Here is a 15,280-nt window from a genome sequence, read left to right as displayed (position 1 = left end):
CCTCATCAGTCGTTCCACAGCCATGCCGCGCCGCGAACGCCGGAGCTGTCTCCATGCATCGCCTTGCGGATCGGCACGTCATACTGATCTGAGAAGATATGTGGTTGCATGGCCGCCGGCAATGCGGCGTAAAGCTCCGGGATGTTGGACATGCCGCCGCCCAGCACGAACACATCCGGGTCGAGGATGTTGGCGACCATCGCCATCGCCCGGCCAAGCCGGCCGATATAGCGCTCCAGCGTGGCTTGCGCCGCCCGCTCGCCGGCATGCACCCGCTCCATGATCTGCGCGCCGGTCAGCGCCGCGCCGGTGCTGTCGCGGTAGTCGCGCTGAAAGCCGGTGCCCGAACACAGAAGGTCGATGGTGCCGCGATGGCCGGTCCAGCACATCGGCCCAGGGAATTCGTCCTCGCGCATCCATGGCAGGGAGATGTTGCCCCATTCCCCGCCGATGCCATTGGCGCCGCGATGGGCCTTGCCGTCGATGGCGATGCCGGAGCCGCAGCCGGTGCCGATGATGATGGCGTGGACGATCCGCGCGCCGGCCCCGGCGCCGTCCGTCGCCTCGGAGACGGCCAGGCAATTGGCATCGTTCTGGATCCGCACCGGGCGCCCCAGCGCCTGTTCCAGATCGCGGTCGAGCGGCTTGCCGTTCATCCAGGTGGAATTGGCGTTCTTGACGAGACCGGTGGCCGGCGACAGCGACCCGGGAATGCCGAGCCCGACCGTACCGGTCTGCCCCGTCGCCTGCTCGGCGGCGGCGACCAGATCGGTGACGGTGCGGATGCAGCCCTCATAGTCGCCGCGCGGGGTCGGCAGTCGCTTGCGAAAGCGTTCCTCGCCATCAAGACCAAGCGCGATGATTTCCATCTTGGTGCCGCCCCAGTCGATCCCGAGCCGCATGGGTCGTCCTCCGTCCATTGTCATCTCCGCCCGACTGGTGCTGGCGTGCTGCCCGCCCGTCCCGCCGCTTCGTCCGCCCGCCGCGCCGCCAGGGCCGCGTCGAGGCTGGGGGCGGCGGCCACCAGTTCCCGTGTATAGGGATGGCGCGGGTGGTCGAACACCGCGCCGGTCGGCCCGCGTTCGACGATTTGCCCGCCGCGCATCACCATCACCTCGTCGGTGATCGCCCGCACCACCGACAGGTCATGGGAAATGAACAGATAGGCCAGCCCGAGGCGGGCGCGCAGATCGGCGAACAGGTCGAGGATCTGCGCCCGGATCGATACATCCAGCGCCGAGACCGGTTCATCGGCGATGATCAGACGCGGGCGGGTGACCAATGCCCGGGCGATGGCGATGCGCTGCCGCTGACCGCCGGAAAACTCATGCGGATATTTGCCCGCGTCCGTGGCGGACAGTCCCACCTCGCCGAGCGCGTCGAGCACCCGCTGGCGCTTCTCCGCCGGGGTGATCTCCCGGCGCAGCAGATGCAGCGGCTCGGCGATGATCCGCCCCACCTGATGGCGTGGATTGAAGCTGCCATAGGGGTCCTGAAACACTACCTGCACAGTCCGGTGCACCGCCTCCCGGGTTTCGCCCCGGGCGGAAAACGGATCCTGTCCGAGAACTGAAATGGCGCCGTCATCCGGCGCTTCAAGCCCGAGCAACGCCCGCGCCAGGGTGGACTTGCCGCAGCCGCTTTCGCCGACCAGCCCGACGCTCTGGCCGGGGTGGATGTCAAAGCTGACCCGATCGACCGCCGTCACCGGTGGCGGCCGGCGAAACAGCGACCGCCGCCGTCCGGCATAGCAGCGCACCAGATCGCGCACGCACAGCAGCGGCGTCGGCTGCTGTGGGGATGTTCCCGCCGGGGCCTCTGCCGCTCGCGCCGGTACGTGGGTCGTCGCCTCCAGCAGCGCTTGCGAATAAGGGTGGGTGAGATTGGCGAACAGGTGGGCCGTCGGCCCGGTCTCGACGATTTCGCCGGCCTTCATGATCGCCACCCGGTCGGCCATGCGCGCGACCACCGCCAGATCGTGACTGATCAGCAGGCAGCCCATCTGGCGGGTTTCGACGATATCGCGGATCAGGTCGAGGATCTGCGCCTGAATGGTGACGTCGAGCGCGGTGGTCGGCTCATCGGCGATCAAGAGCTCCGGATCGCAGGCAATGGCAAGGGCGATCACCACCCGCTGCCGCTGCCCGCCGGACAGTTGATGCGGGAACCGCTCCGGTCCCACCCCGGCGGCGGGCAGCCCCACCCGGTCGAGCAGGGCGCGGGCCCGCTCCGCCGCCTCACTGCGGGAGAGCCGCAAATGCCAGATCAGCCCCTCGGCGATCTGCGCGCCAATGGTCTTCACCGGATTGAGCGCGGTCATCGGCTCCTGAAACACCATGCCGATGCGCCGGCCGCGCAAGCCGCACAGCTCTGGCTCGGGCATGGAAAGAAGGTCCGAGCCGGTAAGATGCAGGCTGCCGCGCGCCTCCGCCCCCTCGGGCAGGAGCTGCATTGCCGCAAGCGCCGTCATGGATTTGCCCGATCCGCTTTCGCCGACAAGACCGAGGGTCTCGCCCGGCGCGATGCTCAGATCGACGGACCGGAGGATCGGCGTTCCGTGGATCGACAGCGACAGGCCGCGCGCCTCCAGCAGAGTCATGGCGCCGTCTCCCGCGCCCGGCGGCGCTTCAGGCGCGGATCGAGCGCATCACGCAAGCCGTCGCCCATCAGGTTGAGCCCGAGCACGGTGATGACGATGGCCAGCCCCGGATAGAGCGCCAGCGACGGCGCCATCATCATCATGGTCTGCGCCTCGTTCAGCATGCGCCCCCAGGAGGCAAGCGGCGGCTGCGCGCCGAGCCCGACATAGGAAAGGCCGGCCTCGGCGAGAATGCCGAGGGAAAACTGGATGGTCCCTTGCACGATCAGCAGGTTGGCGATGTTGGGCAGGATGTGTTCGGCGGTGATGCGGAGCTGCCCCTTGCCGGAGACCCGCGCAGCCAGCACGAACTCCCGCGATCCGGTCGCCAGCGCGCCGCCGCGCGCCACCCGGGCGAACACCGGAATGTTGAAGATGCCGATAGCCAGCACCGCATTGACCGCGCCCGGCCCGAGGATCGCGGTGATCATCACCGCTGACAACAGCGCGGGAAAGGCGAACACCAGATCGTTGAGGCGCATCACCGCTTCGTCGAGCCAGCCGCCGCGCGCCGCCGCCAGAAGCCCCAGCGGCACGCCGATGAGCGCGCCGATGCCCACGGCGAGCAGGGCGACGGCGATGGAGGTGCGCGCGCCCACCATCAGCATCGACAGCATGTCGCGGCCATAGTGATCGGTGCCGAAGGGGTGGGCGAGGGACGGGCCTTGCAGCCGGTCGGCGACCGACAGAACGTCGATCGGGTAGGGCGTCCAGACCAGCGACAGCGCGGCGGCGGCGGTGACAAGGGCGACGATGGCACCGCCGATGGCCAGCGCTCGGTGCTGCCGCAGGGGGTGGAGGAACGAGGGGGCGGCCATCGGCTCAGCGGCTCCGCAGGCGCGGATCGGCCAGCGCATAGGCCAGATCCACCAGAAAGGTAACGAGGATGACCGAGGCGACCAGCAGCACCACCACGCTGCGCACCACGATCAGGTCCCGCTGGGTGATGGCCTGGAAGATCAACCGTCCCAGCCCGGGCAGGTAGAACACGTTCTCGATGATGATGGTGCCGGCGATCAGGAAGGAGAATTGCAGTCCGAGAATGGTCAGCACCGGGATCAGCGCGTTGCGAACCGCATGGTGCCACAAGGTGGCGTGCCGGGTCAGCCCCTTGGCCCGGGCGGTGCGGATGTAATCCTCGCCCAGCGTGTCGATCAGCGCCGAGCGCATCACCCGGGCGAGGATCGCCGCCTGCGGCAGGGCCAGGGCGATGGCCGGCAGCAGCAGCGCCTTCAGCGCCGGTAGCAGCCCCGCCTCCCAGCCGGGAAAGCCGCCGGAGGGCAGGAGCCGCAAACTCACCGCGAAGACGAACACCAGCAGCATGGCGAACCAGAAATTCGGCACGGCAATGCCGATTTGGGCCAGGCTCATCAGGCTGCTGTCCTGCCAGCTTCCGCGCCGGCTGGCGGCGATTACCCCGACCGGAATGGCAATCGCGGTGGACAGGACAAGCGCCAAGAGCGCCAGCGGCAGCGAGACCAGCAGGCGCGCGGCGACAAGCTCCGAGACCGGAACCGAATAGGTATGGCTGATGCCGAGATCGCCGGTGACAAAGCCCGCGACCCAGTCGCCGTAGCGCAGCCAGGCCGGGCGGTCGAGGCCGAGCTCGCTGCGCAGTGCGGCGAGCGTGTCCTCACTGGCATTCATGCCCAGCATCAGCTCGGCCGGATCGCCGGGCAGGATTTCCAGGACGAGGAACACCACCAGTGTCGCCAGCAGCAGCGTTGCGGACAGGCTGGCCAGTCGTTTGGCGGCATAGACCAGCATGGGGTCTCACGTCTCCGGAAGATTCTCTGTATCAGTCTGAAGGCTATAGCGGATGTCTTTCCCGGAAAAGGGAGAATGCACCGGAGCTGCAACCGTGAGGCCTTGTGGAGAAAAGGTGAAAAACCGGCGCTCTTGCAGGTGCATCGGGGCGTGGGAGCAAGTAGTCTCTGGCTCCCATTCAACGAGAACAGGATCCCGGGTGCCCTCATGACCTTCTGGAGCAAGTTTGCCCTTGTCGGCCTCGCCGCGCTGCTGCCGCAGATGGCCGCCGCCGAAACGCGCATCACCTACAAAGCCGCCAAGACCGGATCGTCCTACTACCAGATGGCGGTGCAGATTGCCGAGGCGGTCAAGGCCGGCACCGACGGCGAGGTGATCGTCACCGTCGAGGAGAGCCAGGGGTCCGTCCAGAACGTGATGGAAGCGGCGGTGCGCCCGGGGAACTACTTCTTCACCTCGCCGCCGGCGCTGATTTCGCTTGCCCAGAACGGCAAGGCGATGTTCAAGGACAAGGGCAACCCGAAGTTCGACGAGATCCGGGCGCTGTTCCCGATCCCCTCGCTGACCATGCATTTCGTCATGCGCGCCGACAGCGGCGTGACGGATTTCTCCGGCCTTGCCGGCAAGACGATGCTGATCGGCAAGGGCAGCTTCGGCGCCCGCGAAGGCGCCAAGTATCTTGACCTCTTCGGCCTGACCGACAAGGTCAAGCTCGCCGACGCGGAGCTGTCGAACGCCGGTCCTGCCCTGAAGAACGGCCAGATCGACGGCTTCGTCACCTCTGGTTCCTACCCGGCGCCGAACGTGATCGAGGCCGCCGCCGGCACCGGCATCACGCTGCTCTCGCTCTCCGACGAGCAGATTGCCAAGACCAAGCGCACCAAGCTGGTCATTCCCGCCGGTACCTATGCCGGACAGGACGCGCCGGTGACCACCACCTCGCTGCCGGTGATCGCCTACACCACCACGGCGATGGACGACGACACCGCCTATCAGATCACCCGCACCTTCTGGGAAGAGAAGGCGAAGATGGCCGACACGGCACCCTGGTGGAAGGGGGTGACCACCGAGATGCTGGCCAACATCAGCGGCAAGATCCATCCCGGCGCCGCGCGCTACTATGCCGAGGCGGGCATTGCCCTGACCGACGCGCAGAAGTGACGACCCCGCCTTGACCGGTCGCCGCCTTTGGCGGCCGGCAAGGTCTCCGGGCCCGGCTTTCCCGTCCATCGATCAGGACGCGGGGCCGGGCCGGTCTTTCCGGAAAGTTCGCGAATGTCTGTCCCCGCCCGCCTGTTCTGGACGGCGCTTGGCGCGCTGTCGATCGGCTTTCACCTTTACCTGGTGTTCTCCGGTCTGGTGCCCAATCTGGTTTCCCGGCCGCTGCACATGGCGCTGGCGTTGCCCTTCGTCCTCGTCTTGATGGCCGGCAGCACCGCCGCCCGCCGCTCCGGCGCGGTGATCGCCGCCATCGGCATCGGCGTCTGTCTGTGGATCGCGCTGAACGCCTCGGCGCTGGGCGATCAATACGGCTACCTGTCCGGCCCGGGACAGATGGCGCTGGCGCTGGTGTTGCTGGCGGTGGTGCTGGAGATGGCCCGCCGCGCCATCGGCTGGCCGCTGCCGCTGGTGGCCGCCCTGGCGCTGGCCTATGCGGTCTGGGGCGAATACATCCCCGGTGAGTTCGGCCATTCCGGCCTGCCGATGTCCAGCCTGTTTGGCACCCTGACCATCACCGAAGGCGGGGTCTGGGGCTCGCTGACCGGGGTGTCCGTCTCCGTGGTGTCGATCTTCGTGATCTTCGGCGCGGTGCTCAATGCCGGCGAGGCGGGGCAGGGCTTCATGAATGTGGCTGCCGCCGCCGCCGGACGGCTGCGCGGCGGTGCTGCCAAGGTCTCCGTCCTGTCCTCGGCGCTGTTCGGCTCGATTTCCGGCTCCGCCTCGGCCAATGTCGCCTCCACCGGGGCGATCACCCTGCCGGCGATGACCCGGCTCGGCTATCCGCGCGCGCTCGCCGGTGCGGTCGAGGCGGTGGCCTCCTCCGGCGGTCAGATCATGCCGCCGCTGATGGGCGCAGGCGCCTTCGTCATGGTGGAGCTGACCGGCACCCCCTATGTGGGCATCATGGCGGCGGCGGCGCTGCCGGCGCTGCTCTATTTCATCGCCGTCTGGGTCGGCATCGACGCTTTTTCCCTTCGCCATGAGCTGAAGGGGCTGCCGGCCGACGAGCGGCCGTCGCCGCGCCTGGTGCTGATCACCTCGGCGTTTTTCCTCGTTCCCTTCTCGGTTCTGCTTTGGGGCATGTTCGGTGCCGGTGTCACGCCGCAATACGCCGCCTGCCTCGCCATCTTCGCCGGGGTGCTGCTCTTGGCGCTTGATGTGAGGCTCAGCTTCGATCTCCGGCGCACGCTGGGGCGGATCGAAACCGTCTGCATCACCGGTGGCCGGCAGATCGCCACCATCGCCGCCATCATCCTCTGCGCGTCGATCATCATCGGCGTGCTGGGCCTCACCGGGCTCGGCGTCAAGATCACGTCGCTGATCCTGTCCGGGTCGGGCGGCCTGCTCTGGCCGGCGCTGCTGCTGACCGCCATTGCCTGTCTCATCCTGGGCATGGAGGTGCCGACCACGGCGGCCTATGTGATCTGCGTGTCCGTCGCCGGCCCGGCGCTGATCGACCTGGGGCTGTCGCCGCTGCAGGCCCATCTCTTCGTCTTCTGGTATGCGCTGTTATCGACCATCACCCCGCCGGTCTGCGGCGCGGTGTTCATCGCCGCCGGCATGGTCGGGGAAAACTGGCTCAAGGTGGCGATCTCGGCGATGGCGTTGGGGCTCGGCCTCTATCTCGTGCCACTGGGGATGATCGCCAACCCGGCCTTGATCGAGCTGGCCGCCGATCCGGTCACCGCACTGCTGGCGATGGTCAAGGTCGGTGCCGGCCTTGCCGCCATCTCGTTCGGCGTGATCGCCCCGCTCAATCCGCTGCTCAGGGGCGGGCTCGTGCTGCTCGGCGCGGCGCTGCTGTTCCTCGGCGGGTAGGGATCACTTCGGCGGGCAGGCCGCATCGCCGGCTCGGCCCGCCGGCGTACCGCCCATGAGCACATCGGCCGAACCGGTCGCAACGCAGCCCTCCACCGGCGCGGCGAAGCGCACCGCCGGTTGCCCCTCGATCATGATCCCCGGCACGGTTTCGAACATGTCGGGCGGGCAGGTCGCCACATCCGACAGACGCAGTGCGGGCCGGCCATTGATCATCACCGAGGATGCCCCGGTCTGGGCACAGGCCGGCATCTCCTGCGCCGACGCGGAAAGCAGGAAGGGCAGGAGCGCAAGTAGCGCCCCGGCGAGGCCGCACCGCGCAGCTCTGGACGCCCGACGCAGGCGGGCCGACGGATGCGGGGCGGAGAAGGTGATGTCAGGACAGATGCTCATCGCGCGACTGTAAGCCCCGGGCGCTCATCGGAAAAGGGGAGGAGATGGGCAAGGGCGACTGGGCGGGCCACTGCTCCGAAAGCGCGGCATTCGTCCTGTCTGCCGTGCCTCGGCGTTGCAGCGAGCGCCTGCGTCCTTCGCCTTGTCCCGGACATTTCCCCCCGCTCCGCGTCCTCCCGGACGACGCATAAGCGGAGATCCGGGATCGGCGAGCCACGGCCTCTCAGATCCAGCCGATTGAAAACGCTTTCCTTTCGGCTTCCCGATCCCGGGTCGCGCAAAAACTTGCCCGGGATGACACCGGGAGGAGCGGGTTCCCCCTACCGCCCCGGCCTGCCGCTTTTCTTCGGGCGGCCGCGATGGCGTTTCTCCTCTGCCGGGTCCTCGTAGGAGCCGGCGCCGATCTTGCCGCGCACGACCGGGCGGACATCGTCTTCCGCCGTGGGTGCGCCGGGGCGCGGCTTCTGCGGCGCTGGCTTGCCGGATAGCGGCACTTCGGTCCGGCCCACGGTCATCTCGTCGAGGGTATTCTTGCGCACCTTCGAGCCCGTGGGCAAGTTGGCGCTGGCGCCATATTTCTTGTCGCCGCGATAGCCTCCGCTGCGCTCTTCCACCGCCGACTGGCGCGCCAGCGGATCGTCGGCGACCGCCAGTTCCGTTTCCTGCAGCCGCTTGACCTCGTCGCGCAGCCGCGCCGCCGTCTCGAACTCCAGGTTGGCCGCCGCCTCGCGCATCTGCTTTTCCAGATCCTCGATATGGGCCTTGAGATTGTGGCCGACGAGCCCGTCCTCCTCGGCAAAGCCCGAGTCCACCGTCACATGGTCCTGCTCGTAGACGCTCTGCAGGATGTCGCCGATGGTCCGGCGCACGCTTTCCGGCGTGATGCCATGCTCGGTGTTGTAGGCGGTCTGCTTTTCCCGCCGCCGGTTGGTCTCGGCGATGGCTCGCTCCATCGAGCCGGTGGTCCGGTCGGCGTAAAGCACCACCTTGCCGTCGACGTTTCGCGCCGCCCGGCCGATGGTCTGGATCAGTGAGGTCTCCGAGCGCAGGAAGCCTTCCTTGTCCGCATCGAGAATGGCGACCAGCGCGCATTCGGGAATATCCAGGCCTTCGCGCAACAGGTTGATGCCGACCAGCACGTCGAAGGCGCCGAGACGCAGGTCGCGGATGATCTCGATCCGCTCCAGCGTATCGATGTCCGAATGCATGTAGCGCACCCGGACGCCGTTCTCATGCAGGTATTCGGTCAGGTCCTCGGCCATGCGCTTGGTCAGAACGGTGACCAGCGTGCGCAGGCCCTTGGCGGCGACCGCGCGCACCTCGCCCAGCAGGTCGTCGACCTGGGAGGAGGCGGGGCGAATGTCGATCTGCGGGTCGATCAGCCCGGTCGGACGGATCACCTGTTCGGCGAAGACGCCGCCGGCCTGTTCCATCTCCCAGGAGCCCGGGGTGGCGGAGACGCAGATGGTCTGCGGCCGCATCGCGTCCCATTCCTCGAAGCGCAAGGGCCGGTTGTCCATGCAGGAGGGCAGGCGGAAGCCGTATTCGGCCAGCGTCGCCTTGCGGCGGAAGTCGCCCCGGTACATGGCGCCGATCTGCGGGATCGTCACATGGCTTTCGTCGGCGAACACCAGCGCATTGTCCGGCAGGTACTCGAACAGCGTCGGTGGCGGCTCGCCCGGCGCCCGGCCGGTGAGGTAGCGCGAATAGTTCTCGATGCCGGCGCAGGAGCCGGTCGCCTCCATCATCTCCAGATCGAACAGGGTGCGCTGCTCCAGCCGTTGCGCCTCCAGCAGCCGGCCATGGGCAGTGAGTTCTTCCAGCCGCTGTTTCAGCTCCGACTTGATCGACTTGGTGGCCTGGGCCAGGGTCGGTTTGGGCGTCACGTAGTGGGAGTTGGCGTAGATCTTGACGCTCTTCATCTCCGCCGATTTCTGCCCGGTGAGCGGGTCGAATTCGGTGATCGCCTCGATCTCGTCGCCGAACAGCGACACCCGCCAGGCCCGGTCCTCGTAGTGGGCGGGGAAGATCTCGACGGTGTCGCCGCGCACCCGGAAGGTGCCGCGCTGGAAGGCGGCGTCGTTGCGCTTGTATTGCAGGGCGACGAGATCGGCGAGCAACTGGCGTTGGTCTATGCGCTCGCCCACCTCGATGGCGAAGGTCATCGCGGTATAGGTCTCGACCGAACCGATACCGTAGATGCAGGAGACCGAGGCGACGATGATCACGTCATCCCGTTCCAGCAGGGCCCGGGTGGCCGAGTGGCGCATCCGGTCGATCTGCTCGTTGATCGAGCTTTCTTTCTCGATGAACGTGTCCGTGCGCGGGACATAGGCCTCCGGCTGGTAGTAGTCGTAGTAGGAAACGAAATACTCCACCGCGTTGTCCGGGAAGAACGCCTTGAACTCGCCGTAGAGCTGGGCCGCCAGCGTCTTGTTCGGCGCCAGGATCAGCGCCGGGCGCTGGGTGCGGGCGATCACCTGCGCCATGGTGTAGGTCTTGCCCGAGCCGGTGACGCCGAGCAGCACCTGGGTCTTGTCCTCGCCATCGAGCCCCTCGACCAGATCGGCGATGGCTGTCGGCTGGTCACCCTTCGGTTCGTACTCCGAAACCAGCTTGATTGGCACGCCGCCTTCGGATTTCTCCGGTCGGTCCGGACGGTGCGGGGTCCAGGTCTCGCCGTTCTTGTGCAGCGGGTTGCCGCTTTCGATCAGCGCCGACAGGGCGCGCACGGTTTCCGTATGGCCGGTGGTGCCATCGGACATTTCCGGCGGCGAAGCCTTGCTCTTGCGCTTGTTGCGCTTTTTCGTCTCCGCGACCTGTTTCTCCAGCAGCGCCTCGGCATCCTCCAGCGAGATGTCGAGCCCGGCGACCGGATTGAGCCCGCCGGCGGCGCGTTCGCGCGGGTCGTTGCTGGCGCCCATGGAGGTGCCCCGGGCCGACCGGGCCGGCTTGGCCTTGGCGCCCGTCTTGGTCGCGGCCTTGTCGGCCTTCTTCGCCTTGGATGGGGCGGCCGGTTCTTGGGTCTTGTCAGCGGAAGTGGGAGCGCCGTCCTCCTCGGATATCTGCCGCGCCCAATCGGACACCCCGCCGGAGAGGGGCGCGCCCTCGAAAGGAGCCTGAGGCGCTTCGCCGAAACCGGAGGGCGCGTCGTCGCCGGTGGTGGTGGGCAGCGCGTCGGGGTCGGGTGCGCCGGCATTCGGACGGGAGGAGGAGGGTCGCTTGGCCATGGCGGCAATATGGGGCGAAAGCCTCGGCCGGAAAACCCCGCGCTTGCGGCTTGTCCGCGCATTTCCGCTCTCCCCCTCCCGCCTACTGACAGCACGGTGGCAGCAGGCGGGAGGGGAAGAGCCTGGGCGTCCGTTCTCTCCCGCAGGAAATATCATGGCCGGGTCTCCGCTTGACAAAGCCACCGCAAGCGAAGAGGTACGGCCCCGGGTGCCGGGCAGACATGGCGGGATGTGGGGAGAGATTGTGACCTGGTCGAGCGAAATCGGAAAAGTTGCCGAGCTGTGCAAGCAGGCAGGTGATGCGATCCTGCGGTTTCACCGCTTGGGCGTGGACGTCGAACACAAGGCGGATGACAGCCCGGTGACGGAAGCCGACCGGGCGGCGGAAGAAATCATTCTGGCCGGTCTGGGAGAGATCTTCTCCGGTGTTCCCGTTGTCGCGGAAGAGGCCGTCGCCGGCGGAGATGTGCCCCGGATCGGTGGCCGGTTTCTTCTGGTCGATCCTCTTGATGGAACACGCGAATTTATCTCAGGTCGCCGTGATTTCACGGTGAATGTTGCTCTTGTGGAAGACGGCGAGCCTGTGCTTGGCGTGGTGCTCGCACCCGCGCGGCAGGTCCTCTACGCAGGAGAGCGGGAGAGCGGCGCGGCTCTTGCGGAGATTGTGGAGGGCCGGATCGGCGCCTGGAAGCCGATTCAGGTGCGTGAAGCAGCGGAGGTTCCACCGGTCGCGGTCGCCAGCCGGTCCCACGGCGATGCGAAAACAGAAGACCTTTTGACGCGTCTGTCCGTGGGAGAGCGGATCAGCGTGGGGTCGTCGCTGAAGTTCTGCATGGTGGCCTGTGGGGAGGCGGATTTCTACCCGCGTTTCGGGCGAACCATGGAGTGGGATACCGCTGCGGGGCAAGCTGTCCTGAGCGCGGCCGGAGGGCTCGTGACGCATCTGGACGGGACCCCCTTCGGGTATGGCAAAACCGACCAGGCGGACGATGTGGACTTTGCCAATCCCGGGTTCTTTGCCGCAGGCAATCGCGATCTGATCAGCCGAGCGGTGATGCAGGGCTGAATGCCATCGTGAAGGGCACCGATGGCAGGTCGGCAGCCGTTCGATATCAACGGCTGCATCGGGCGGTCGGACGCGCTATGCATGGCGTAGGTGAGGGACTGGTGCGCTTTTCGGGATGCGCGTCTGTCTGGTCGGTGGGCATGATGCGCGAAGACTGCCGGATTGAGATGCCGGATTGAGATGCCGCATGAAAAGGATTGAGGGCTGTATGAGCGACCAACTCGTGAGACAAAGCAATTTGCGCCGGCTCGAAGCTGAAAGCATTCATATCCTTCGCGAAGTGGCGGCGGAATTCCGCAATCCGGTGATGCTGTATTCGATCGGCAAGGATTCCGCGGTGATGCTTCATCTGGCGATGAAGGCGTTTTCTCCTTCCAAGCCGCCGTTCCCGCTTCTGCATGTCGACACGACCTGGAAGTTCCAGGAAATGATCCGCTTTCGCGACGAGACCGCGAAGCGTCTCGGACTTGATCTGATCGTCCATAGCAATCCGGAAGGGTTGGAAAAGGGCATCAATCCCTTTGTGCATGGGTCGGCGGTTCACACGCAGGTCATGAAGACCGAAGCGTTGAAACAGGCTTTGGACAAATACGGGTTCGATGCGGCATTTGGCGGTGCCCGGCGTGATGAGGAGAAAAGTCGCGCGAAGGAGCGGGTCTTCTCCTTCCGGACCGCGACGCATGGATGGGACCCGAAGAATCAGCGGCCGGAGTTGTGGAATCTCTACAATGCCCGGATCGCGATGGGGGAATCCATCCGCGCCTTTCCGCTGTCGAACTGGACCGAGCTGGATATCTGGCAATACATCCTGATGGAGAACATTCCCATCGTGCCATTGTATTTTTCTGCACCGCGACAGGTTGTGCAACGCGATGGTATGCTGATCATGGTTGATGATGACCGGTTTCCGTTGCGCGCTGGCGAGACGGTAGAGACACGGCGTGTCCGTTTCCGCACGCTCGGGTGCTATCCGCTGACCGGAGCCATCGAATCCGATGCCGATACGCTACAGGCGATCGTGCGCGAGATGCTGCTTGCGCGCACTTCGGAACGCCAGGGGCGCCTGATCGACCACGACGAAAGCGGGTCGATGGAGAAGAAGAAGCGCGAGGGGTACTTCTGAGATGAGCACGCAGACACAGGAGCGGGTCTCCGAGGTGACCATCGTCGATCACCTGGCGGAACAGCATGCGAAGGATCAGTTGCGCTTTCTGACCTGCGGATCGGTGGATGATGGCAAGTCGACGCTGATCGGGCGACTTCTTTACGATTCCAAGTTGATTTTCGAGGATCAGCTGTCCGCGCTGGAACGCGACTCCCGCAAACATGGAACGGTTGGCGAGGATCTCGATCTGGCGCTGCTGGTCGACGGCCTGGAGGCGGAGCGCGAGCAGGGCATTACCATCGATGTGGCCTATCGCTTCTTCTCAACGGAAAAGCGGAAGTTCATCGTTGCCGACACACCCGGGCACGAGCAGTACACCCGCAACATGGCGACGGGCGCCTCCACGGCGGATCTTGCTGTGCTTCTGGTCGATGCCCGCAAGGGACTTTTGACCCAGACACGACGGCATGCCTTCATTGCGTCGCTGCTGGGGGTGCGCCATGTGGTGCTTGCGATCAACAAGATCGACCTTGTCGATTTTTCGCAGGAGCGTTTCGAGGACATTCGCGCAGCCTTTGAGGTGTTCGCGACAGGCTTCGACTTCGAGACGCAAGTCGCGGTGCCGATCTCTGCCCGCTTCGGCGACAATGTCTCGGTCCGCAGCGAACGCATGCCCTGGTACGAAGGGCCGACCTTGCTCGAACATCTTGAGACGGTCGACGTTGCCGAGCACTCCCTTGATGCGCCTTTCCGCATGCCTGTGCAGTGGGTCAACCGGCCCAATCTCGATTTTCGCGGCTATAGCGGGACCATCGCCGGGGGGCGGGTTGCCGTGGGCGATGAGATCGTCGTGGCCAATTCGGGGCGAGGGTCGCGGGTGCGCGAGATCGTTGGGGCTACCGGCGAGGTGGCCACGGCAGGCGCCGGAGACGCGGTCACGATCGTCCTGGAGGACGAAATCGACATCTCACGTGGGGATCTTCTGGCGACACCGGCCGCGCGACCTGAGGTGTCCGATCAGTTCGCGGCGCATCTTGTCTGGATGGCGGATGAGGCGCTTTTCCCAGGCCGGACCTATTACCTGAAAATCGGCACGCGGACGGTCTCGGGGACCGTGACGGAGATCAAGCACAAGATCAATATCAACACCTTCGAGCATACGGCAGCCAAGGATTTGGAGCTGAACGAGATTGCGTTCTGCAATCTCGCGCTGGCAGCGCCCGTGGCCTTTGATCCTTATGAGGCAAATCGCGGGACCGGAGCCTTCATCCTGATCGACCGGCTGACCAATGCGACAGTGGCGGCCGGTATGGTGTGGTTCGGGCTGCGGCGCGCCTCCAACATTCATTGGCAGGCGTTGGAGGTCGACAAGGCGGCGCGGGCCGAGCAACTTGGCCAGAAGCCGGCTGTCCTCTGGTTCACGGGTCTGTCGGGGTCGGGCAAGTCGACCATTGCCTCTCTGGTTGAAAAGAAGCTCCATTTGGGCGGGCGGCTGACCTACACCCTGGATGGCGACAACGTGCGCCATGGCCTGAATCGCGATTTGGGCTTTACCGATACCGACCGTGTCGAAAACATCCGACGTGTTGGTGAGGTCGCCAAGCTGTTTACGGAAGCCGGGCTGCTGACTCTGGTCTCCTTTATTTCTCCGTTCCGTGCCGAACGGAGAATGGTGCGGGATCTGCTCGACGAAGGAGAGTTCATCGAGGTGTTTGTCGATACGCCGATTGAGGAGTGTCGTCGGCGTGATCCAAAAGGGCTCTACAAGAAGGCGGATGAAGGGAAGCTTCCAAACTTTACCGGCGTCGATAGTCCCTATGAGGCCCCCGAGGCAGCGGATTTGCATCTCCGGACACTGGGGCGCGATCCGGAAGAGCTCGCAGATGAGGTGCTGGCATTTCTGGAACGGCGGGGACTGGTCTGAACGAGCAACGCCGGGAGGGCGGTGCCGGAACTGGGAGGACGAAAGGAGCGGGCGGCTTCTGGCGCCCCCTCTTCACGGGGGAGGGCGTTTGAGGGTGACCCGGCAAGTGATGGGCAAA

The 15,280-nt window shown here is 65.9% G+C and carries 11 protein-coding genes; 5 read left to right on the top strand and 6 right to left on the bottom strand.

Features of this window, described 5'->3' with window-relative positions; translation table 11 throughout:
- Positions 1-5: 5 nt before the first annotated feature.
- Genes IEV83_RS11720 through IEV83_RS11705 form a run of 4 tightly spaced genes read right to left on the bottom strand, consistent with a single transcriptional unit; the run spans position 6 to position 4,405 of the window.
- The gene (locus IEV83_RS11720) at positions 6-902 is read right to left on the bottom strand and encodes an ROK family protein (RefSeq protein ID WP_181759242.1); all 897 of its coding nucleotides are present in this window, start codon (positions 900-902) and stop codon (positions 6-8) included.
- Between the two features lie 20 nt (positions 903-922).
- The gene (locus tag IEV83_RS11715; RefSeq protein WP_181759066.1) at positions 923-2,599 is read right to left on the bottom strand and encodes an ABC transporter ATP-binding protein; all 1,677 of its coding nucleotides are present in this window, start codon (positions 2,597-2,599) and stop codon (positions 923-925) included.
- On the bottom strand, positions 2,596-3,456 hold the full coding sequence (locus IEV83_RS11710) for an ABC transporter permease (RefSeq protein ID WP_181759067.1): 861 nt from the start codon (positions 3,454-3,456) through the stop codon (positions 2,596-2,598). Before IEV83_RS11710 ends, IEV83_RS11715 begins: the two co-directional genes overlap by 4 nt.
- A gap of 4 nt (positions 3,457-3,460) precedes the next feature.
- Positions 3,461-4,405: an ABC transporter permease gene (locus tag IEV83_RS11705; RefSeq protein ID WP_181759068.1), complete on the bottom strand. Its 945-nt coding sequence runs from the start codon at positions 4,403-4,405 to the stop codon at positions 3,461-3,463.
- 207 nt (positions 4,406-4,612) lie between these two features.
- On the opposite strand from IEV83_RS11705, the gene IEV83_RS11700 reads away from it, so the two are divergent.
- Together IEV83_RS11700 and IEV83_RS11695 are read left to right on the top strand one after the other, a co-directional pair.
- Positions 4,613-5,566, top strand: coding sequence for a TAXI family TRAP transporter solute-binding subunit (locus IEV83_RS11700; RefSeq protein ID WP_181759069.1), 954 nt, complete (start codon positions 4,613-4,615; stop codon positions 5,564-5,566).
- Positions 5,567-5,680: 114 nt separating this feature from the next.
- Positions 5,681-7,444, top strand: a complete 1,764-nt coding sequence (locus IEV83_RS11695) for a TRAP transporter permease (protein WP_181759070.1) — start codon at positions 5,681-5,683, stop codon at positions 7,442-7,444.
- A 3-nt stretch (positions 7,445-7,447) separates the two neighbouring features.
- Here IEV83_RS11695 and IEV83_RS11690 read toward each other — a convergent pair whose 3' ends face one another.
- A complete protein-coding gene (locus IEV83_RS11690; protein WP_181759071.1) occupies positions 7,448-7,837 on the bottom strand; it encodes a PAAR domain-containing protein in 390 nt (129 codons plus the stop codon).
- A gap of 320 nt (positions 7,838-8,157) precedes the next feature.
- Complete coding sequence (gene uvrB, locus IEV83_RS11685; protein WP_181759072.1) at positions 8,158-11,067, bottom strand: excinuclease ABC subunit UvrB; 2,910 nt, start codon at positions 11,065-11,067, stop codon at positions 8,158-8,160.
- Positions 11,068-11,311: 244 nt separating this feature from the next.
- Here uvrB and cysQ point away from each other — a divergent pair, with 244 nt between their 5' ends.
- The 3 genes from cysQ to cysN all read left to right on the top strand — a co-directional run bounded on the left by cysQ (position 11,312) and on the right by cysN (position 15,162).
- Entirely contained in the window at positions 11,312-12,133 is an 822-nt protein-coding gene (gene cysQ, locus IEV83_RS11680) for a 3'(2'),5'-bisphosphate nucleotidase CysQ (protein ID WP_244628151.1), read from the top strand.
- Between the two features lie 208 nt (positions 12,134-12,341).
- Positions 12,342-13,256, top strand: coding sequence for a sulfate adenylyltransferase subunit CysD (gene cysD / locus IEV83_RS11675; protein ID WP_181759073.1), 915 nt, complete (start codon positions 12,342-12,344; stop codon positions 13,254-13,256).
- Position 13,257: 1 nt separating this feature from the next.
- Positions 13,258-15,162 carry a sulfate adenylyltransferase subunit CysN gene (gene cysN, locus IEV83_RS11670; protein WP_181759074.1) on the top strand — a complete coding sequence of 635 codons (1,905 nt, stop codon included), beginning with the start codon at positions 13,258-13,260 and terminating at the stop codon, positions 15,160-15,162.
- Positions 15,163-15,280 lie beyond the last annotated feature (118 nt).

Origin of the sequence: Stappia taiwanensis (assembly GCF_014635285.1) — a bacterium.
GTDB classification, from domain to species: Bacteria; Pseudomonadota; Alphaproteobacteria; order Rhizobiales; family Stappiaceae; genus Stappia; species Stappia taiwanensis.
This window is presented reverse-complemented; position numbering and strand designations above follow the sequence as displayed.

Excerpts from the sequence above, each read along its gene's own strand:
- IEV83_RS11720 (WP_181759242.1), bottom strand. The coding sequence starts at position 902 with ATGCGGCTCGGGATCGACTGGGGCGGCACCAAGATGGAAATCATCGCG.
- IEV83_RS11715 (WP_181759066.1), bottom strand. The coding sequence starts at position 2,599 with ATGACTCTGCTGGAGGCGCGCGGCCTGTCGCTGTCGATCCACGGAACG.
- IEV83_RS11710 (WP_181759067.1), bottom strand. The coding sequence starts at position 3,456 with ATGGCCGCCCCCTCGTTCCTCCACCCCCTGCGGCAGCACCGAGCGCTG.
- IEV83_RS11705 (WP_181759068.1), bottom strand. The coding sequence starts at position 4,405 with ATGCTGGTCTATGCCGCCAAACGACTGGCCAGCCTGTCCGCAACGCTG.
- IEV83_RS11700 (WP_181759069.1), top strand. The coding sequence starts at position 4,613 with ATGACCTTCTGGAGCAAGTTTGCCCTTGTCGGCCTCGCCGCGCTGCTG.
- IEV83_RS11695 (WP_181759070.1), top strand. The coding sequence starts at position 5,681 with ATGTCTGTCCCCGCCCGCCTGTTCTGGACGGCGCTTGGCGCGCTGTCG.
- IEV83_RS11690 (WP_181759071.1), bottom strand. The coding sequence starts at position 7,837 with ATGAGCATCTGTCCTGACATCACCTTCTCCGCCCCGCATCCGTCGGCC.
- uvrB (WP_181759072.1), bottom strand. The coding sequence starts at position 11,067 with ATGGCCAAGCGACCCTCCTCCTCCCGTCCGAATGCCGGCGCACCCGAC.
- cysD (WP_181759073.1), top strand. The coding sequence starts at position 12,342 with ATGAGCGACCAACTCGTGAGACAAAGCAATTTGCGCCGGCTCGAAGCT.
- cysN (WP_181759074.1), top strand. The coding sequence starts at position 13,258 with ATGAGCACGCAGACACAGGAGCGGGTCTCCGAGGTGACCATCGTCGAT.